Origin of the sequence: Prescottella agglutinans, assembly GCF_004011865.1 — a bacterium.
Taxonomy (GTDB): Bacteria; Actinomycetota; Actinomycetes; order Mycobacteriales; family Mycobacteriaceae; genus Prescottella; species Prescottella agglutinans.
Genome location: NZ_RKLP01000004.1, coordinates 135,227 through 151,200 on the forward strand (window position 1 = coordinate 135,227; position 15,974 = coordinate 151,200).

14 protein-coding genes and 2 pseudogenes are annotated in these 15,974 nt (G+C 68.7%); 5 read left to right on the forward strand and 11 right to left on the reverse strand.

What is annotated here, in order from left to right:
* Positions 1-12 precede the first annotated feature (12 nt).
* The 5 genes from EGT67_RS09550 to EGT67_RS09570 all read right to left on the reverse strand — a co-directional run bounded on the left by EGT67_RS09550 (position 13) and on the right by EGT67_RS09570 (position 5,240).
* Positions 13-1,128, reverse strand: coding sequence for a hypothetical protein (locus tag EGT67_RS09550; protein WP_241565958.1), 1,116 nt, complete (start codon positions 1,126-1,128; stop codon positions 13-15).
* On the reverse strand, positions 1,121-2,602 hold the full coding sequence (gene hflX, locus EGT67_RS09555) for a GTPase HflX (protein ID WP_127915832.1): 1,482 nt from the start codon (positions 2,600-2,602) through the stop codon (positions 1,121-1,123). The genes EGT67_RS09550 and hflX overlap by 8 nt, the downstream gene beginning before the upstream one ends.
* 77 nt (positions 2,603-2,679) lie before the next feature.
* Positions 2,680-3,549: a diaminopimelate epimerase gene (gene dapF, locus EGT67_RS09560; protein ID WP_127915833.1), complete on the reverse strand. Its 870-nt coding sequence runs from the start codon at positions 3,547-3,549 to the stop codon at positions 2,680-2,682.
* Between the two features lie 39 nt (positions 3,550-3,588).
* A complete protein-coding gene (gene miaA, locus EGT67_RS09565; RefSeq protein WP_206612333.1) occupies positions 3,589-4,500 on the reverse strand; it encodes a tRNA (adenosine(37)-N6)-dimethylallyltransferase MiaA in 912 nt (303 codons plus the stop codon).
* Positions 4,497-5,240 carry a class III extradiol ring-cleavage dioxygenase family protein gene (locus tag EGT67_RS09570; protein ID WP_127915835.1) on the reverse strand — a complete coding sequence of 248 codons (744 nt, stop codon included), beginning with the start codon at positions 5,238-5,240 and terminating at the stop codon, positions 4,497-4,499. Before EGT67_RS09570 ends, miaA begins: the two co-directional genes overlap by 4 nt.
* A 167-nt stretch (positions 5,241-5,407) precedes the next feature.
* Here EGT67_RS09570 and EGT67_RS09575 point away from each other — a divergent pair, with 167 nt between their 5' ends.
* Positions 5,408-6,760, forward strand: coding sequence for a DUF349 domain-containing protein (locus tag EGT67_RS09575; protein ID WP_127915836.1), 1,353 nt, complete (start codon positions 5,408-5,410; stop codon positions 6,758-6,760).
* Between the two features lie 67 nt (positions 6,761-6,827).
* On the opposite strand, the gene EGT67_RS09580 is transcribed toward EGT67_RS09575, so the two are convergent.
* Both EGT67_RS09580 and miaB read right to left on the reverse strand, forming a co-directional pair.
* Positions 6,828-7,433 (reverse strand): Rv2732c family membrane protein, encoded by a 606-nt coding sequence (locus EGT67_RS09580; RefSeq protein ID WP_206612334.1) that lies wholly within the window; start codon positions 7,431-7,433, stop codon positions 6,828-6,830.
* Complete coding sequence (gene miaB / locus EGT67_RS09585) at positions 7,430-8,947, reverse strand: tRNA (N6-isopentenyl adenosine(37)-C2)-methylthiotransferase MiaB (protein WP_127915838.1); 1,518 nt, start codon at positions 8,945-8,947, stop codon at positions 7,430-7,432. Before miaB ends, EGT67_RS09580 begins: the two co-directional genes overlap by 4 nt.
* Before the next feature lie 188 nt (positions 8,948-9,135).
* Here miaB and EGT67_RS09590 point away from each other — a divergent pair, with 188 nt between their 5' ends.
* From EGT67_RS09590 to EGT67_RS09605, 4 genes are read left to right on the forward strand one after another with little or no spacing between them, the layout of a single operon-like run.
* Positions 9,136-9,864 carry an amino acid ABC transporter ATP-binding protein gene (locus tag EGT67_RS09590; RefSeq protein WP_164877528.1) on the forward strand — a complete coding sequence of 243 codons (729 nt, stop codon included), beginning with the start codon at positions 9,136-9,138 and terminating at the stop codon, positions 9,862-9,864.
* A 20-nt stretch (positions 9,865-9,884) separates the two neighbouring features.
* Positions 9,885-10,730: a glutamate ABC transporter substrate-binding protein gene (locus EGT67_RS09595; RefSeq protein WP_127915840.1), complete on the forward strand. Its 846-nt coding sequence runs from the start codon at positions 9,885-9,887 to the stop codon at positions 10,728-10,730.
* Between the two features lie 15 nt (positions 10,731-10,745).
* Entirely contained in the window at positions 10,746-11,429 is a 684-nt protein-coding gene (locus EGT67_RS09600; RefSeq protein WP_127915841.1) for an amino acid ABC transporter permease, read from the forward strand.
* Positions 11,426-12,349: an amino acid ABC transporter permease gene (locus tag EGT67_RS09605; RefSeq protein WP_127915842.1), complete on the forward strand. Its 924-nt coding sequence runs from the start codon at positions 11,426-11,428 to the stop codon at positions 12,347-12,349. The genes EGT67_RS09600 and EGT67_RS09605 overlap by 4 nt, the downstream gene beginning before the upstream one ends.
* A gap of 34 nt (positions 12,350-12,383) precedes the next feature.
* Here EGT67_RS09605 and recX read toward each other — a convergent pair whose 3' ends face one another.
* From recX to EGT67_RS25515, 4 genes and pseudogenes are all read right to left on the reverse strand, one after another.
* The gene (recX, locus tag EGT67_RS09610) at positions 12,384-13,046 is read right to left on the reverse strand and encodes a recombination regulator RecX (protein WP_127915843.1); all 663 of its coding nucleotides are present in this window, start codon (positions 13,044-13,046) and stop codon (positions 12,384-12,386) included.
* Between the two features lie 62 nt (positions 13,047-13,108).
* Positions 13,109-14,146, reverse strand: a complete 1,038-nt coding sequence (recA, locus tag EGT67_RS09615) for a recombinase RecA (protein ID WP_127915844.1) — start codon at positions 14,144-14,146, stop codon at positions 13,109-13,111.
* Between the two features lie 1,272 nt (positions 14,147-15,418).
* A pseudogene (locus EGT67_RS09620) lies at positions 15,419-15,589 on the reverse strand (hypothetical protein); the annotation flags it as partial.
* Positions 15,590-15,804: 215 nt separating this feature from the next.
* Positions 15,805-15,960 (reverse strand): annotated as a pseudogene (locus EGT67_RS25515) (hypothetical protein); the annotation flags it as partial.
* Positions 15,961-15,974: the final 14 nt, after the last annotated feature.

The following is a 15,974-nucleotide window of genomic DNA, read 5'->3' on the forward strand; positions in this document are numbered from 1 at the left end:
CCCGAACCCCTGCTAGTGGCCCTTCGACTGTGACCTGCGCCGAACCGACCAGAACGTCGCGAGCCCGGCCGCCGTACCGCCGAGGGCGAGAACCGGCACGGTCCACCGCGAGGGGGTGGCGCCCGGCGACTCGCCGGGTGACTGCTGGACGGACGCGGACAGCGTGACCGATCCCGTGGACTGCCCCTCGCTGCGCGCGAGTTCGGTTGCACCACGGAGGATCTGGATCGGCGGCAGCTTCCCGCCGGCGGCCTCCGAACCGGCGAGCAGGTCGCCGTCCGGGGTGAACGCGATCGCCTCGCCCTGCGGCTGGTTCGGCAGCGCCACCCGCACGGGCGTGGTCGACGTCATCGCGCCGACCAGGTCGCCGTCCGGGGCCGAGTACAGGTAGACGTCGGTGTAAGTGCGCAGCGCGGCCACGGTTCCGTCCGCGCTGACGGCGCCACCGGTCACCAGCGTCGACCCGCCCACCGGGACCGGGCCGCCCGGCGTCGTGGTGGGTCCCAGGCGCACCTCACCGACCCGTTCGAGCGCGGTGGGACCGGGCGAGGCGAGACCGTCGACGGTCGCTCCGCCGGCCGGCCGGTAGATGCCGCCGGCGACGAGGACTTCCTTCGTGACGATCAGCGGGACGCCGTCGCGCTGGATCAGCAGGGCCTCGGCGTCGTGGGGGCCGTCCGGATACGTGAGGCGGTGCACCTGCCCGTCCCCGGACGCCGGGTCGACGTCGATCAGCGCGATCGTCGGCCGCACGCGGTTGTTGTCGCCGGTGTCGGCGAGCCACAGCCGACCGTCCGGCCCCACGCCCATGTCCTCGATGTCGTACGGGTCGACCGGGACCGGCAGCGCGCCGGTCACCGCGCAGTCGCCGTCCGTCACGGTGACCGACTCGTCGGTGCCGCTGTCACCGATGCCGTAGGTCTTGTCCCCGGCGATCGAGAGCCCGGACAGTTCCTCGAACGCCGGATCGGTGGGGGTGCACAACTGCTCGAACGCCGCGCCGGTCACGAGCACTCCCGATCCGCTCGAACCCGCACTCTGGGCGCCCGAGGGGGCGGCGAGCAGCACCGGTCCGATCGCCACGGCCCCGGCCAGCACCACGCGGGCCGCGACGCGGGAGCTACGCACGCCCCGCGAACTCGACCAGCGCCGAGGCGAGTGACTCGGGCACCCGCACCCGCATTCGGGTGCCGTCCTCCTCGTGCGAGGTGTCGAGGATCTGACCGTCGGAGTGGATGCGTGCGACGAGGTCGCCTCGCGAATAGGGCACCAGAACGTCGACCTCGACCTCCGGTCGTCGAACGATCTCGCCCAGTCGCGTGCGGAGCTCATCGATGCCCTCCCCTGTTCGGGCGGACACGAACACCGCGCCGGGCAGGAGCCCACGCAGCTGGGTCAGTACCACCGGGTCCGCAGCGTCGATCTTGTTTACCACGATCAACTCGGGCGGAGCGGGCGTATCGTTCTCGCGGATCACCTCGGTGATCACCTCGCGGACGGCCTTGATCTGGTCGGTCGGCAGCGGATCGGACCCGTCGACGACGTGCAGCAGCAGGTCGGCGTCGGTGACCTCCTCGAGCGTCGACCGGAACGCCTCGACCAGCTGGGTCGGCAGGTGCCGCACGAACCCGACGGTGTCGGTGAGCACGTATTCGCGGCCGTCCTCGAACGACGCCTGTCGCGTCGTCGGGTCCAGCGTCGCGAACAGCGCGTTCTGCACCAGCACGCCCGACCCGGTGAGGGCGTTGAGCAGACTCGACTTGCCGGCGTTGGTGTAGCCGACGATCGCGACCGACGGGATCTCGCTGCGCAGACGGTGGCTGCGCTTGGTGTCGCGCGCCGCCTTCATGCCCTTGATCTCGCGACGCAGCTTCGCCATCCGCTCGCGGATGCGCCGTCGGTCGGTCTCGATCTTCGTCTCACCGGGACCGCGCAGACCCACGCCACCGTTGCTGCCCGCACGACCACCGGCCTGCCGGGACATCGACTCACCCCAGCCGCGCAGCCGCGGCAGCATGTACTCCATCTGCGCGAGGGCGACCTGGGCCTTGCCCTCGCGGGAGGTGGCGTGCTGGGCGAAGATGTCGAGGATCAGCGCCGTCCGGTCGATCACCTTGACCTTGACGACCTTCTCCAGCGCCGTGAGCTGGGCGGGAGTGAGTTCGCCGTCGCAGATCACGGTGTCGGCGCCGGTCGCGAGGACCACCTGCCGCAGTTCGTCGGCCTTGCCGGAACCGATGTAGGTCGCGGCGTCGGGCTTGTCGCGCCGCTGGACCAGGCCCTCGAGCACCTCGGACCCGGCGGTCTCGGCGAGCGCCGCGAGTTCGGCCATGCTCGCGTCGGCCTGCGCGGCGGTGCCCGACGTCCAAACGCCGACCAGCACGACGCGCTCGAGCCGCAGCTGCCGGTACTCGACCTCGGTGACGTCGGTGAGTTCGGTGGAGAGACCCTGCACACGACGCAGCGCGCTGCGCTCGTCGAGCTGCATCTCGCCGACGGAGGGGGCCGGGGAATCGTCGAAGTACTCAGCCTCGTCGGAGGCCGTGTGTCCGGTGGCTCCGTCCGCCGTGGACGGGAGATGGGTGCGATGTGATTTCGTCATACACGTTCATGGTCCCACGAAGCGCGACGGGCGTGCACGCGGATTTCCCCAGGGCGAACAGCCGCCCGGGCCGGGCATCATCCCAGCTCGGTCCACCAGCGGTCGTCGATCCGGCCGGCCGCGACGAGCACCGACGGACCGCGCAGTGCCGCGCGGCCACCGTCGACGGCCACCTGGACCCGGCCGCCGGGCACCCGCACCTCGACCTTGCCGTCGGTGTCGCCGTGCGCGCGCAACGCGGCCACCGCCGCCGCGACGGTGCCGGTGCCGCACGAGCGGGTCTCGCCGACGCCGCGCTCGTGGACGCGCATGTCCACCGCTCCGGCGTCGAGCGGAGTGAGGATCTCGATGTTGACGCCCTCGGCGAAGAATCCCGGATCGAAGCCGGGCGAGGCGGTGAGGTCGAGCGCGGCCAGCGCGGCCGGGGTCAGCCCCGGGTCGACGCATGCGAGGTGCGGGTTGCCGACGTCGATGCCGATCCCCTCGAGAACGCGGCCGTCGACGGTCGCCGTCGACGTGCCGAGCTCGCGGACACGTCCCATGTCGACGGTGACGTCGCCGTACACGTGGTCTGCTTCGTGGACGGTGACCGGGCGGGCACCGGCGCGGCTGCCGACGACGAACTCGTCACGCAGTTCGAGCCCGGTGGCCCGCAGGTAGTGCGCGAACACGCGAACGCCGTTGCCGCACATCTCGGCAATGGACCCGTCGGCGTTGCGGTAGTCCATGAACCAGTCGTCTGCCGAGACCCCCTCGGGGAGGGCCGGCAGGACGCCGACCGCGGTCAGGGCACCCGCGCGCGCGACCCGCAGGACACCGTCGGCGCCGAGTCCCCGGCGGCGGTCGCACAGGGCGGCGATGCGGTGCTCGGGAAGAGCAAGGTCGGCATCGGGATCCGGGAGGATCACGAAGTCGTTCTCGGTGCCGTGGCCCTTGCTGAATTCCATGGCGCCCACTCTAGCGAGGCGACGATCCGTGCCCGCGCGTCAGATCCCGTCGACCAGCCGTAGCGCGTCGTCGACGAGATTGGGCGCGCCGCCGTCGAGCCAGTGCACCCGCGGATCCCGCCGGAACCACGACCGCTGCCGGCGGACGTATCGGCGGGTACCGATGAACGTGCGCTCGAGCGCCTCCGTGAGGTCGTACTCGCCGTCGAACATCGCGAGCACCTGGGCATACCCGATGGCTCGTTGCGCCGTCACGCCCTCCCGCAGCCCGACCTCGACCAGACCCCGGACCTCGTCGACCAGCCCCCTGTCGAACATCGACTCGGTGCGCAGCCGAATCCGGGCGTCGAGCGCCTCTGTCTCCCGGTCGACACCGATGATGACTGTGCCCCAACGCGGTTCGCCGATCTTCGGCGCCGACGCGGCGAAGGGTTGCCCGGTGAGCTGGACGACCTCGAGTGCCCGCACGATGCGGCGACCGTCGGTCGGCAGGATCGACGCCGCCGCGTCGGGATCGACCCGGGCCAGCTCGGCGTGCACCGCCGCGACACCGCGCTCGGCGAGCACGGCCTCCCAGTGCGCACGGATCTGCGGATCGGTCGCGGGGAACGACCACTCGTCGAGCAGCGACTGCACGTACATCATCGAGCCGCCCACGATGATCGGCACCGCACCCCGACCCCGGATGTCCTCGACGTCCCGGGACGCCGACTCCTGGTAGCGGGCCACGGTGGCGGTCTCGGTCACGTCCAGGACGTCGAGCTGGTGGTGGGCGATGCCGCGCCGCTCGGCCGGCGTGAGCTTGGCCGTGCCGACATCCATCCCGCGGTAGAGCTGCATCGCGTCGATGTTGACGATCTCGCCGCCCAGCCGCTCCGCCAGGTCGAGGCCCAGGTCCGACTTGCCGGTCGCGGTGGGGCCGACGACGGCGATCGGCGTCCGCGCGGTCACGGCCACCACATCCCCACGTCGTAGCCGACACCGTACGGCGCGCCCGCGTAGAGCGCCTCGGACTTGCTCGGGCCACCGTTCTCGCCACCGAAGACCGCCGAAAGCGTCTGCCACGCAGCACGCCCGGACAGCCCGATCGCACTGCACAGCGCGGGTTCGAGGAGTTCGAGCGCGCCGCAGTCGCCGTCGGCGAGCGCGGTGTCCAGCATCGACTGCACGTCGGCCGATCGGGCGTCGAACGCGCCGGGAGCCTTGTCGGTCAAGGTGTTCGCGCCGTCGGCGACCACGAGGAGGGCCTGGGGCGTCGGGCGCGCGTCGAGCTCACGGCGCAGTGCCGCCCCCAGCCGCGCGCACTCGTCGGCCGGGGTGTCGGGAGCCAGCATCCGCACCCGCAGCCGACTCTCGGGCGCCGCCTGATCACGCAACCAGCCCGCGATCAGGGCCGTCAGCGGCATCGCGCGGTCGACGGCGCCGCGGTCGGATGCGTCCGGCGACAAACACACTCGGACGTCCACGCCGAATCCCGCGAACGTGCCGCACGATTCGGGATCGACGTCGGCGACGAACGGCATCCCGGGCTCGGCGACGCCGACCACCGTCCACTCCGCGCACGAGACACCCAGGCGGGTCGACACATCGAGCGCCGCCCTGCGCAACCGGTCGGTTTCCGATGCTGCGGCACCGGCCAACTGGGGCACGAGCAGTGGCGGCGAGGGTACGAAAGCAGCGGCGGTCAACACACTGCGCAACGGTAGTCGACCCGAGGTGACGCCTTCTCGGGGTCATACCTGTTTCAATAGTCTTGAACAGTCGCTGCGCCGCTCCCGTTCCGAACGACCGGTCGGGAGTGAACAGGGAGGCGACAGTGCGATCAGGCAGCCGTGACGCGCGGCAGAGACGAGGAGCTATGACCGAGAGCAACGCACCCAAGCCGGGTACCCCGAAGCCGGGCGTCCCGAAGCCCGGCGCCAAGCCCGGTGCTGTGAAATCCGGCTCACCCAAGCCCGGTCCGGCTCCGAGCCACACCGTCCCGGCGGCCGCCCCGAGCGACCCGAGCCTCTTCGGCCGCGTCGACGACGACGGCACCGCGTGGGTCAAGACGGCCGACGGCGAGCGTCAGATCGGATCGTGGCAGGCCGGTGACGCGGCCGAGGGCCTCGCCCACTTCGGACGCCGCTACGACGACCTGGCGACCGAGGTGTCGCTGCTCGAGACCCGACTGGCCTCCGGCGCAGGTGATGCGAAGAAGACCCGGGCGGCGGCCCGCGCTATCGCCGACTCGCTCCCGACGGCCGCGGTGATCGGTGACATCGACGCCCTCAGCGCCCGGCTGACGGTGATCATCGAGGGGTCGGAGCAGGCCGAGGAGCAGGCCAAGCACGACAAGGAACAGACCCGCAAGGAGCAGACCGCCCGCAAGGAGGCGTTGGCGGCGGAGGCCGAGCAGATCGGTGCCGAGTCCACGCAGTGGAAGGTCGCCGGCGACCGGTTGCGCGAGATCCTCGACGAGTGGAAGACCATCCGCGGGCTCGACCGCAAGACCGACGACGCCCTGTGGCGACGATTCGCGAAGGCGCGCGAGACGTTCAACCGGCGCCGTGGCACGCACTTCGCCGAACTCGATCGCGAACGGGCCACCGCCAAGACCCGCAAGGAGGATCTGGTCACCCAGGCTCAGGCCCTGTCCTCCTCCACCGACTGGGGCCCGACCGCGGCGCAGTTCCGCGACCTGCTCGCCGAGTGGAAGGCCGCCGGTCGCGCACCCCGCGAGGCCGACGACGCCCTGTGGCGGCAGTTCAAGGACGCCCAGGACGTCTTCTTCGCGGCCCGCAACGCGGCCGCGTCCGAACGCGACGCCGAGTTCACCCAGAACGCGCTGGCGAAGGACGAGCTGTTGAAGAGCGCGGAGAGCATCGATCCCGACAAGGACCTCGAAGCGGCTCGCGCGGCCCTGCGCGACCTGCAGGAGAAGTGGGACGAGATCGGTAAGGTGCCCCGCGAGCGCATGCACGACCTCGAGGGAAAGCTGCGCACGATCGAGAAGCGGGTCCGCGACGCGGCCGACTCCGAGTGGCGCCGAAGCGATCCCGAGGCGCTGGCGCGTGCCGCCCAGTTCCGCGAGCGCGTCGCGCAGTTCGAGGAGCAGGCCGCCAAGGCGACCGCCGCCGGCCGCACCAAGGACGCGGAGAAGGCCCTCGCCCAGGCGCAGCAGTGGCGCGAGTGGGCGGAGGCCGCGGAGGGCGCCGTGAACGAGCGCTGATCCGCCCGGCACACGAGTGAGGGGTGCGACGCCATCAGGCGTCGCACCCCTCGGTCGTTCGGGAGACTCAGACGGTCCAGTCGCCGCGCTCGGGGTCCTCCTCGGCGGCCCTGCGCCGATCCTCCTCCGCCGCAAGCTGCATCGCGGTCCGACTCCACACCACCTTGATCCAGTGGAAGGTCAGGACGATCACCGTGATCCATCCGAGGATCAGACCGAGCCCCGGACCGGCGCCGCCGGCCTCGGCGAGCGGAAGGGTCTGCCGCGACCAGACCGCCAGCATGCCGAACACCGCGGACACCGCGGTGCCGGCGAGCGCGATCCACGCGAGCACCCACCGTCGCGTCACGAGCGCGAGGATCGAGAAGACTCCGCCGAACACGAGCGCGAGCCACACGAAGATCCGCGACGGCAGCTTGATGTGCTCGTCGACCGCGGGCTGGGCATAGACCAGAACGTCCCAGCCGTTCGCCGATCCGGCGTGCGGCAGGGTGAACGACAGCAGCAGCACCAGCACGCACACCGCGACGACGACCGCGCGCATTCCGGGGTCGATCTCGCCGGCGATCTTCTTCTCCGCGGCCTCGAAGTCCTTCTGGTACTCCGCCATCGGGTCCGATCCGTTCCCGGCGGGCCGGTTCTCGTCGCCGGCGGCGGCGCCGCGCTCGCTCATGCGTTGCATCCCATCTGTGCGGGCAGCGGAGCGGGGACGCCCACCTGGGGCAGTCCCAGCCCGACGCCGATCGGCGGGGTCTTGGGTGTGACCCCGCGTTCGAACGAGTCCCCGGCACGGGTGCGCCGGTGGGTGAGGATCGGGTCGTCGGCGACGAGGTGGTGCGGCGCGGCCGCGGTGACCACGACCGTGATCACGTCGCCGGGGCGCAGGTCGCCGTCGAGGTTGCCCTCGGGCCGGAAGTGGACGAGTCGGCCGTCACGGGCCCGACCGCTCATGCGCGCGGTCTCGGCGTTCTTGCGTCCGTCTCCCGCGGTGATGAGCAACTCGACCTCGGCGCCGACGAGCTTGCGGTTCTCGTCCAGGGTGATCTCCTCCTGGAGCGCGATGAGGCGGTCGTAGCGTTCCTGCACAACGGCTTTGGAAAGCTGACCCTCCATCTCCGCGGCGGGTGTGCCCGGGCGCTTGGAGTACTGGAACGTGAAGGCGCTGGTGAAGCGGGCCTGCCGGACGACGTCGAGCGTGGCCTGGAAGTCCTCCTCGGTCTCGCCGGGGAAGCCGACGATGATGTCGGTGGTGATGGCCGCGTGCGGCATCGCGGCGCGCACCTTCTCGATGATGCCGAGGAACTTGGTGCTGCGGTACGACCGGCGCATCGCCTTGAGCACGCGGTCCGAGCCGGACTGCAGCGGCATGTGCAGCTGCGGGCACACGTTCGGGGTGGTGGCCATCGCCTCGATGACGTCGTCGGTGAACTCGGCCGGGTGCGGCGAGGTGAAGCGCACGCGCTCGAGGCCGTCGATCCGCCCGCACGCCTGCAGCAGCTTCGCGAAGGCACCGCGATCGCGCGGAAGCTCCGGATCGGCGAAGGAGACGCCGTACGAGTTGACGTTCTGGCCCAGCAGCGTCACCTCGACCACGCCCTCGTTCACGAGCGCCTGGACCTCGGCGAGGATGTCGCCGGGGCGGCGGTCCACCTCCTTGCCGCGCAGGGACGGCACGATGCAGAACGTGCACGTGTTGTTGCAGCCGACGGAGATCGACACCCAGCCCGCGTAGGCGGACTCACGCTTGGCCGGCAGCGTCGACGGGAACGCCTCGAGCGATTCGAGGATCTCGACCTCGGCCTGCTGGTTGTGGCGGGCGCGCTCGAGCAACGCGGGCAGCGACCCGATGTTGTGGGTACCGAACACGACGTCGACCCACGGCGCCTTCTTCACGACGGTGTCGCGGTCCTTCTGGGCGAGGCAGCCGCCGACGGCGATCTGCATGCCGGGACGCTCCTCCTTGACCGGCGCCAGGTGGCTGAGATTGCCGTAGAGCTTGTTGTCCGCGTTCTCGCGTACCGCGCACGTGTTGAAGACGACCAGGTCCGCCTGCTCCCCCGGCGCGGCCTTCGAGTAGCCGGCGTCCTCGAGCAGGCCCGAGAGCCGCTCGGAGTCGTGCACGTTCATCTGGCAGCCGTACGTACGGACCTCGTAGCTGCGCCCGCTGTTCTGGTCGATCGTCTCCACGCGTCCAGGGTACGGCCCTGCGCAAAACCGCCTGCTGGGGCCACACATCGACCCGTCCGCGCCCACCCCCGCATCTGTATCGTTCAAGATCAGGGCGCGCTGGACCAGCAGGTACGTAATAAGTCCAGCTAGGGTTACGCGTTATGACGCAGCCTGAGACCACCGGAGCGGCTACCGGAACCCAGTCGATGATCTCCATGCAGGGGGTCAACAAGCACTACGGTGACCTGCACGTTCTCAAGGACATCGACCTGGAGATCCCGGCCGGCCAAGTGGTCGTGATGCTCGGACCGTCCGGGTCGGGCAAGTCCACCCTCTGCCGGACCATCAACCGCCTCGAGCCCATCGATCAGGGCTCCGTCACGATCGACGGTGTGCCGGTCCCGGCCGAGGGCCGCGCGCTCGCGCGCCTGCGCTCCGATGTCGGGATGGTGTTCCAGAGCTTCAACCTGTTCGCCCACAAGACGGTGCTCGAGAACGTCATGCTCGCGCCGGTCAAGGTCCGCAAGATCGACAAGGCGCAGGCGAAGGAGCGCGCGCTGGCGCTGCTCGAGCGCGTCGGCATCGGCACCCAGGCCGACAAGTATCCGGCCCAGCTGTCCGGTGGTCAGCAGCAGCGCGTCGCCATCGCCCGATCGCTCGCGATGGACCCCAAGGTCATGCTGTTCGACGAGCCGACGTCGGCCCTCGACCCCGAGATGGTCAACGAGGTCCTCGACGTCATGGTGAACCTGGCCAAGGAGGGCATGACGATGATCGTCGTCACCCACGAGATGGGGTTCGCACGCAAGGCCGCCGACCGGATCATCTTCATGGCGGACGGCTCGATCCTCGAGGACACCGATCCGGACACGTTCTTCACCGCACCGAAGTCGGACCGCGCCAAGGACTTCCTCGGCAAGATCCTCGGACACTGAGCGGGGACGGAAGAACCATCATGAGACGCATACGAATCAGATCACCCCGCATCCTCGGTGTCGTCGCGGCGTTGACGGCCGTCGTGCTCACGGCGTCCGCGTGCGGCAGCAGCGAGCCCCGCGACGTCCTCGCCGACGCCGCAGACGGGCACCTCACCATCGGCACCAAGTACGACCAGCCGGGGCTGGCGCTGCGCGAGCCGGACAAGACCATGACCGGGTTCGACGTCGAGGTCGCCAAGTACATCGCGAACTATCTCGGTGTCCCGGAGAGCGGCATCACGTGGCGGGAGGCGCCGTCGGCGCAGCGCGAGAACCTGATCAAGAACGGTGAGGTCGACTTCGTGGTCGGCACGTACTCGATCACCGACAACCGCAAGAAGGTCGTCGACTTCGCGGGCCCGTACTACGTCGCGGGCCAGTCGCTGCTGGTGCGCGCCGACGACGACTCGATCACCGGCGCCGATTCGCTCGAGGGCGGCAAGAAGCTGTGCTCGGTGTCGGGTTCGACTCCCGCGCAGAAGATCAAGAAGTCGTACCCGGGCGTCCAGCTGCAGCAGTTCGACAGCTACTCGTCGTGCGTCGAGGCGCTGCACCGCGGCAAGGTCGACGCCCTGACCACCGACGACATCATCCTGGCCGGGTACTCCGCGCAGTACCCCGGCGAGTTCAAGCTCGCCGGCCAGCCGTTCACCACCGAGCTGTACGGCGTCGGACTGCCGAAGGGCGACACAGAAGCTCGGATGAAGATCAACGACGCCATCGAGGACATGATCGCGACCGGCGCCTGGGAACGGGCCTTGCAAGAGACCATGGGCGAGTCGGGTTATGCGCTGCCGGCGCCCCCGACCGTCGACCGGTACTGATGCGGAGGAGGTGACATGGGACTTATCGATACCTACGGCGACCAGCTCGTCAGCGCGTTCTGGACTACCGTGCAGCTCACGTTCTGGTCGGCGCTCGGCTCGCTGATCTGGGGCACGATCCTCGCCGGCATGCGGGTCTCCCCCGTGCCGATCCTGCGGACCTTCGCGACCTGGTACGTCAACATCTTCCGCAACACGCCCCTGACGCTGATCATCGTGTTCTGCTCGGTGGGCCTCTACCAGAACCTGGGCGTGCACTTCGCCCCCGAGGACTCGCCGACGTTCATCGACCAGAACAACTTCCGTCTCGCGGTGCTCGGATTCATCGTCTACACCTCGGCTTTCGTGTGCGAATCGCTGCGATCCGGCATCAACACCGTTCCCATGGGGCAGGCCGAGGCGGCCCGCTCGCTCGGTCTGACGTTCGGTCAGAGCATCCGGATGATCGTGCTCCCGCAGGCGTTCCGAGCAGTCATCGCACCGCTCGGGAGTGTGCTGATCGCGCTGACGAAGAACACCACGATCGCGTCGGCGATCGGCGTGGCGGAGGCGTCACTGCTGATGAAGACGATGATCGAGAACGAGGCGGACAAGCTGTTCCTCGTCTTCGGAATCTTCGCGATCGGCTTCATGATCCTGACGTTGCCGGTCGGCTTCCTGTTCGGTTATCTCGGCAAGCGGTTGGCGGTGAAGCGATGACCCAGCAGGCGAGCGTTCTCTTCGATGCTCCCGGGCCCCGCGCCCGGGTCCGGAACCGGCTGATCGCGATCGTCTTCGGCATCGTCCTGGTCGCCGTCGCGGTGTACGTGATCAACGTCCTGGCCGACAACGGACAGCTCGAGGCCGACAAGTGGTCGCCGTTCCTGGACCACTTCACGTGGACCACGTACCTGCTGCCCGGCCTCAAGGGCACGCTGCTCGCGGCGTCCCTGTCGATCGTGTTCGCGCTGATCCTCGGCGCCGTCCTCGGCATCGGCCGCCTGTCGGACCACCGCTGGGTCCGGTGGATCAGCGGGGCGATCGTCGAGTTCTTCCGCGCGATCCCGGTGCTGATCCTGATGATCTTCGCCTACCAGGCGTTCGCGCAGTACGGCATCTTCCCGTCCAGCCAGTTGGCGCTCGCCGCGGTCGTGGTGGGCCTGACGCTGTACAACGGCTCGGTGATCGCCGAGATCCTCCGGGCCGGCATCCTGTCGCTGCCGAAGGGGCAGACGGAGGCGGCGTCCGCGCTGGGCATGCGCAAGAACCAGATGATGCGGCTGATCCTGCTGCCGCAGGCGATCACGACCATGTTGCCGGCTCTGGTGTCGCAGATGGTTGTCGCGCTGAAGGATTCGGCGCTCGGCTACCAGATCGGCTACGTCGAGCTGATCCGCAGCGGCCAGCAGGCGGCGTCGTACTACCGCAACTTCTTCGCCGCACTGGTCGTGGTCGGCGTGATCATGGTGGTCATCAACTTCGCGCTCACGTCGTTCGCGACGTGGCTGGAGAAGCGACTGCGCACCGGCGGCAAGAAGGGTGGCCGCCCGGCCGTCGTGCCGATCGACACCAACGAACTCGACGGCGCCCCCGGCATCGACGATTTCAGCGACACCGTGCAGTCGCGGCCGCCCCGCTGACCTGATCGGTGAGCCGACGGGCTCGCGGCGGACCTCAGTCCTCCGCGAGCCCGTCGGTTTCTGCACCCAGGTTCGCCAGTTCGGTCTTCACAACGTTGAACGACAGGGACGCCGGATAGCCCCGGCGCGCGAGCATGCCGACGAGTCGTCGCATCAGCCGATCCCGGTCGTCGCGGTCCGCGATGTCCGCGGCGGTCGTCCGTGCGAGCTTCTTGCGGACCAGTTCCGCCGCCCGCTCGTGCTCGTCGTCGGCACTGATCTGCGACAGCGCCTCGGTCGAGGTCTGCTGGTCGATTCCCTTGCGGCGCAGTTCGGTTGCGAGTGCGCGCCGACCACGCCCGGAGTAGGTGTGCCGAGAGTGCACCCACTGCTCGGCGAAGGCCGCGTCGTCGACGAGCCCCACCTCGGCGAGCCGGTCGAGGACCGTGTCGATCACCGCCCGCGGGTAGCCCTTCTGCACGAGCTTCTGGTCGAGTTCCGCACGGCTGCGGGCACGCTCGGTGAGCAGCCGCAGGCACACGTCCTTCGCCCGGACCGCGAGCGTCTCCGGACTGCCCTTCAGCTCGAACGGTTCGCCGTTCTCGCCGACGGGCCGTCCACGCCCCCGATTCGAGGTGCGTCGCCGGCCGGTGGCGACGTCGTCGCTGCCGTACCGGTCGTAGTGGCTGTTGTCGTCGTGACTGAAGTCGTCGCTCATGGCTGAGAATTCGCCTCCGGCCCGGCCACTGTCGACCGGGCCGGAGGCGATTCGTCGTGGGCCTAGAAGTCGGCCGACTCGGAATCCTCGGCGGTGAGGACCGCGCCGATGCCGAGCTTCTCCTTGATCTTCTTCTCGATCTCGTCGCGGATGTCGGTGTTCTCGAGCAGGAACTTGCGGGCGTTCTCCTTGCCCTGGCCCAGCTGGTCGCCCTCGTACGTGTACCAGGAACCGGACTTGCGGATGAACCCGTGCTCGACGCCCATGTCGATCAGCGAGCCCTCCTTGCTGATGCCCTGGCCGTAGAGGATGTCGAACTCGGCCTGCTTGAACGGCGGCGACACCTTGTTCTTGACGACCTTGACGCGGGTGCGGTTACCGACCGCGTCGGTGCCGTCCTTGAGGGTCTCGATGCGGCGCACGTCGAGGCGGACCGAGGAGTAGAACTTGAGCGCCTTACCACCGGTCGTGGTCTCGGGCGAGCCGAACATCACGCCGATCTTCTCGCGCAGCTGGTTGATGAAGATCGCGGTGGTGCCCGAGTTGTTGAGCGCACCGGTCATCTTCCGCAGCGCCTGGCTCATCAGTCGCGCCTGCAGGCCGACGTGGCTGTCGCCCATCTCGCCCTCGATCTCGGCGCGCGGCACGAGCGCGGCCACCGAGTCGACCACGATGATGTCGAGGGCACCGGAGCGGATCAGCATGTCCGCGATCTCGAGCGCCTGCTCACCGGTGTCAGGCTGCGAGACCAGCAGCGCGTCGGTGTCGACGCCGAGCTTGCGGGCGTACTCCGGATCGAGCGCGTGCTCGGCGTCGATGAAGGCCGCGATACCACCGTTGGCCTGTGCGTTCGCGACCGCGTGGAGGGCGACCGTCGTCTTACCCGAGGATTCCGGGCCGTAGATCTCGACGACGCGACCACGCGGCAGACCGCCGATGCCCAGCGCCACGTCGAGCGCGATCGATCCCGTCGGGATCACGGCGATGGGCTGACGCGCCTCCTCGCCCAGGCGCATCACGGAGCCCTTGCCGAAGCTCTTGTCGATCTGAGCGAGCGCCAGTTCGAGCGCCTTGTCGCGGTCGTGTGCCTGTGGTGCCATCGTGGTCCCCTTTTCGAAGTCTCGTCAGCGATCTGAGGTTCAGGTTAGAGCCCGGTACCGACAACTTCGCCGACCCGAACGACCCGACACTGCCGCACCCAGCGGTAACTCATGGACAGCAACGGATAACCCCAGCATAGGCGAACATGTGTTCGAGTCAATTGCCACCTCCTGCCAGTTGCCTGGTGCGCCGATACCAGCCCCTGCGGATCCGAAGCGGACAGCGGAGAATCGGGCCATGCCGCCGGGGAGCGTTCCGCCGCCGATGCCGGCCACGCTCGGCCAGCTGCCGGCCGGTGAGCGGTACGCCTGGGAGATGAAATGGGATGGAAACGAGCGGGTTCGGGGATTCCAGAACGTCAGACAAGACAAACCCGCACTTTGATCCCGTCAATTCGACCCACTTCACGGCCAGTTCAATGCGACCGGATCGATGAACGGGGCATGACAGTCGAGTTGAGGCTCACGCCGTCTCGTGGAGTTGGGGTAGCGCTACAACTGAGTGCCAGTGACAAATCTGCCGCGTCGACCGGTCAGCCGAGTGCCCCATCCGATCTTCGAGAGCACCACGCCTTCTCTGCGCTACGCAAGCGGCAGCTCTGATCGCGGCGCCTGGCCGGATAGCTTCTTCGGCTCGGCGCCTGATACTGCATCTGCCCACTGATTGGCCGTGGGAAATGGCGTGGACCGAACTGTTCACCGGAGTCTGCGGACCGCCGAACCAGATGCACGCCTGACCGCCCAGCCGAAGACTGCGTACGGCCGCCGCAGCAACTCTCGGAGCAGTGCTCGTTCTCGGCACACCAGTTGGTGTGGAAACGAGTCGATGGAGTTCTGCCAATCAGTGGACGGCGCCAAGGACTGCTGAGGCCACTGTGTCAAGCGCTCGACGAGTTGAGATCTACGCGCGACTTCACGAGAGAACTCAATTCCATACGGCTGCAACGTCGGTGCGTGATCTATGGGAGCAGATCACTGCGTCCACAGTCTTCCCCGCTGAATGTTTGGCGGTCGAGAGGCGACACACGAAGTGGCTACGATTCGTCGGCGACAAGCCGGTAGATCACGTAGCCGACGGACCATCCCGTCAACAGGATGCAGATGACTAGAAGGATTTCGGTCGCCTGCACCAGCATTCTGGGCCGCCTCCTCACATGATTGGTGAAACATGCTCGTAGAGTGGACCGACGTGCGTGTCTCCGACATTGGCACCATCGTCTATCGCAAACCGAACCCGTCGGGGTGGTCGGGGATCGCGCCCTGAACTGGGTGATCAGCACTTTCGCAATCCTCGCGGGCGTGGCCGCCGCGTGTCTCTGTGCGGTTGAGTGCGCCGACGACCGTGACCTCGGCGAGTTCGAGCAGGAAGCCCAGCTCGATGGCCTCGAGCATGTCGCTGTTATAGCGCTTGCTCTCGTCCTGAACCGTGATTCGCGTGAGCTTCGGAGTGGCCAGCCACCCATCCGGCCACGGGCACGGGCGGCGGGTCGGCCCCTCACGCGTGTGGGCCACGACCAGCTCGCGCTGCAGCTCGGCGGGCACCGATAGCGTCCCGAAAGACATCGCGCGGCCTTGGGCGGTGGCGGTGTCGATGCCCTGCTCGGGCACCGCAAAACGACACCGCGCTCTCGGAGCTGCGCCAGGGTGATCAAGTGCAGCACCGACCGGCCCAACCGGTTCAGCCGTGTGAACACAAGCTGATTCCCTTCGCGTAGCAGCGCCAGGGCCAGATCCAGCTGCAGGCGGGATCTTTCGCACCGGATGCGTGATCGACGTGGATGTTCTCGGCACTCACCCGGACAGATCCCCGCCACCGGACAGTTCTCGT

What these genes read in the sequence shown, in the direction of transcription:
- hflX (WP_127915832.1), bottom strand. Translation starts at nt 2,602, where the DNA reads ATGACGAAATCACATCGCACCCATCTCCCGTCCACGGCGGACGGAGCC.
- dapF (WP_127915833.1), bottom strand. Translation starts at nt 3,549, where the DNA reads ATGGAATTCAGCAAGGGCCACGGCACCGAGAACGACTTCGTGATCCTC.
- EGT67_RS09575 (WP_127915836.1), top strand. Translation starts at nt 5,408, where the DNA reads ATGACCGAGAGCAACGCACCCAAGCCGGGTACCCCGAAGCCGGGCGTC.
- EGT67_RS09580 (WP_206612334.1), bottom strand. Translation starts at nt 7,433, where the DNA reads ATGAGCGAGCGCGGCGCCGCCGCCGGCGACGAGAACCGGCCCGCCGGG.
- EGT67_RS09590 (WP_164877528.1), top strand. Translation starts at nt 9,136, where the DNA reads ATGATCTCCATGCAGGGGGTCAACAAGCACTACGGTGACCTGCACGTT.
- EGT67_RS09595 (WP_127915840.1), top strand. Translation starts at nt 9,885, where the DNA reads ATGAGACGCATACGAATCAGATCACCCCGCATCCTCGGTGTCGTCGCG.
- EGT67_RS09600 (WP_127915841.1), top strand. Translation starts at nt 10,746, where the DNA reads ATGGGACTTATCGATACCTACGGCGACCAGCTCGTCAGCGCGTTCTGG.
- EGT67_RS09605 (WP_127915842.1), top strand. Translation starts at nt 11,426, where the DNA reads ATGACCCAGCAGGCGAGCGTTCTCTTCGATGCTCCCGGGCCCCGCGCC.
- recX (WP_127915843.1), bottom strand. Translation starts at nt 13,046, where the DNA reads ATGAGCGACGACTTCAGTCACGACGACAACAGCCACTACGACCGGTAC.
- recA (WP_127915844.1), bottom strand. Translation starts at nt 14,146, where the DNA reads ATGGCACCACAGGCACACGACCGCGACAAGGCGCTCGAACTGGCGCTC.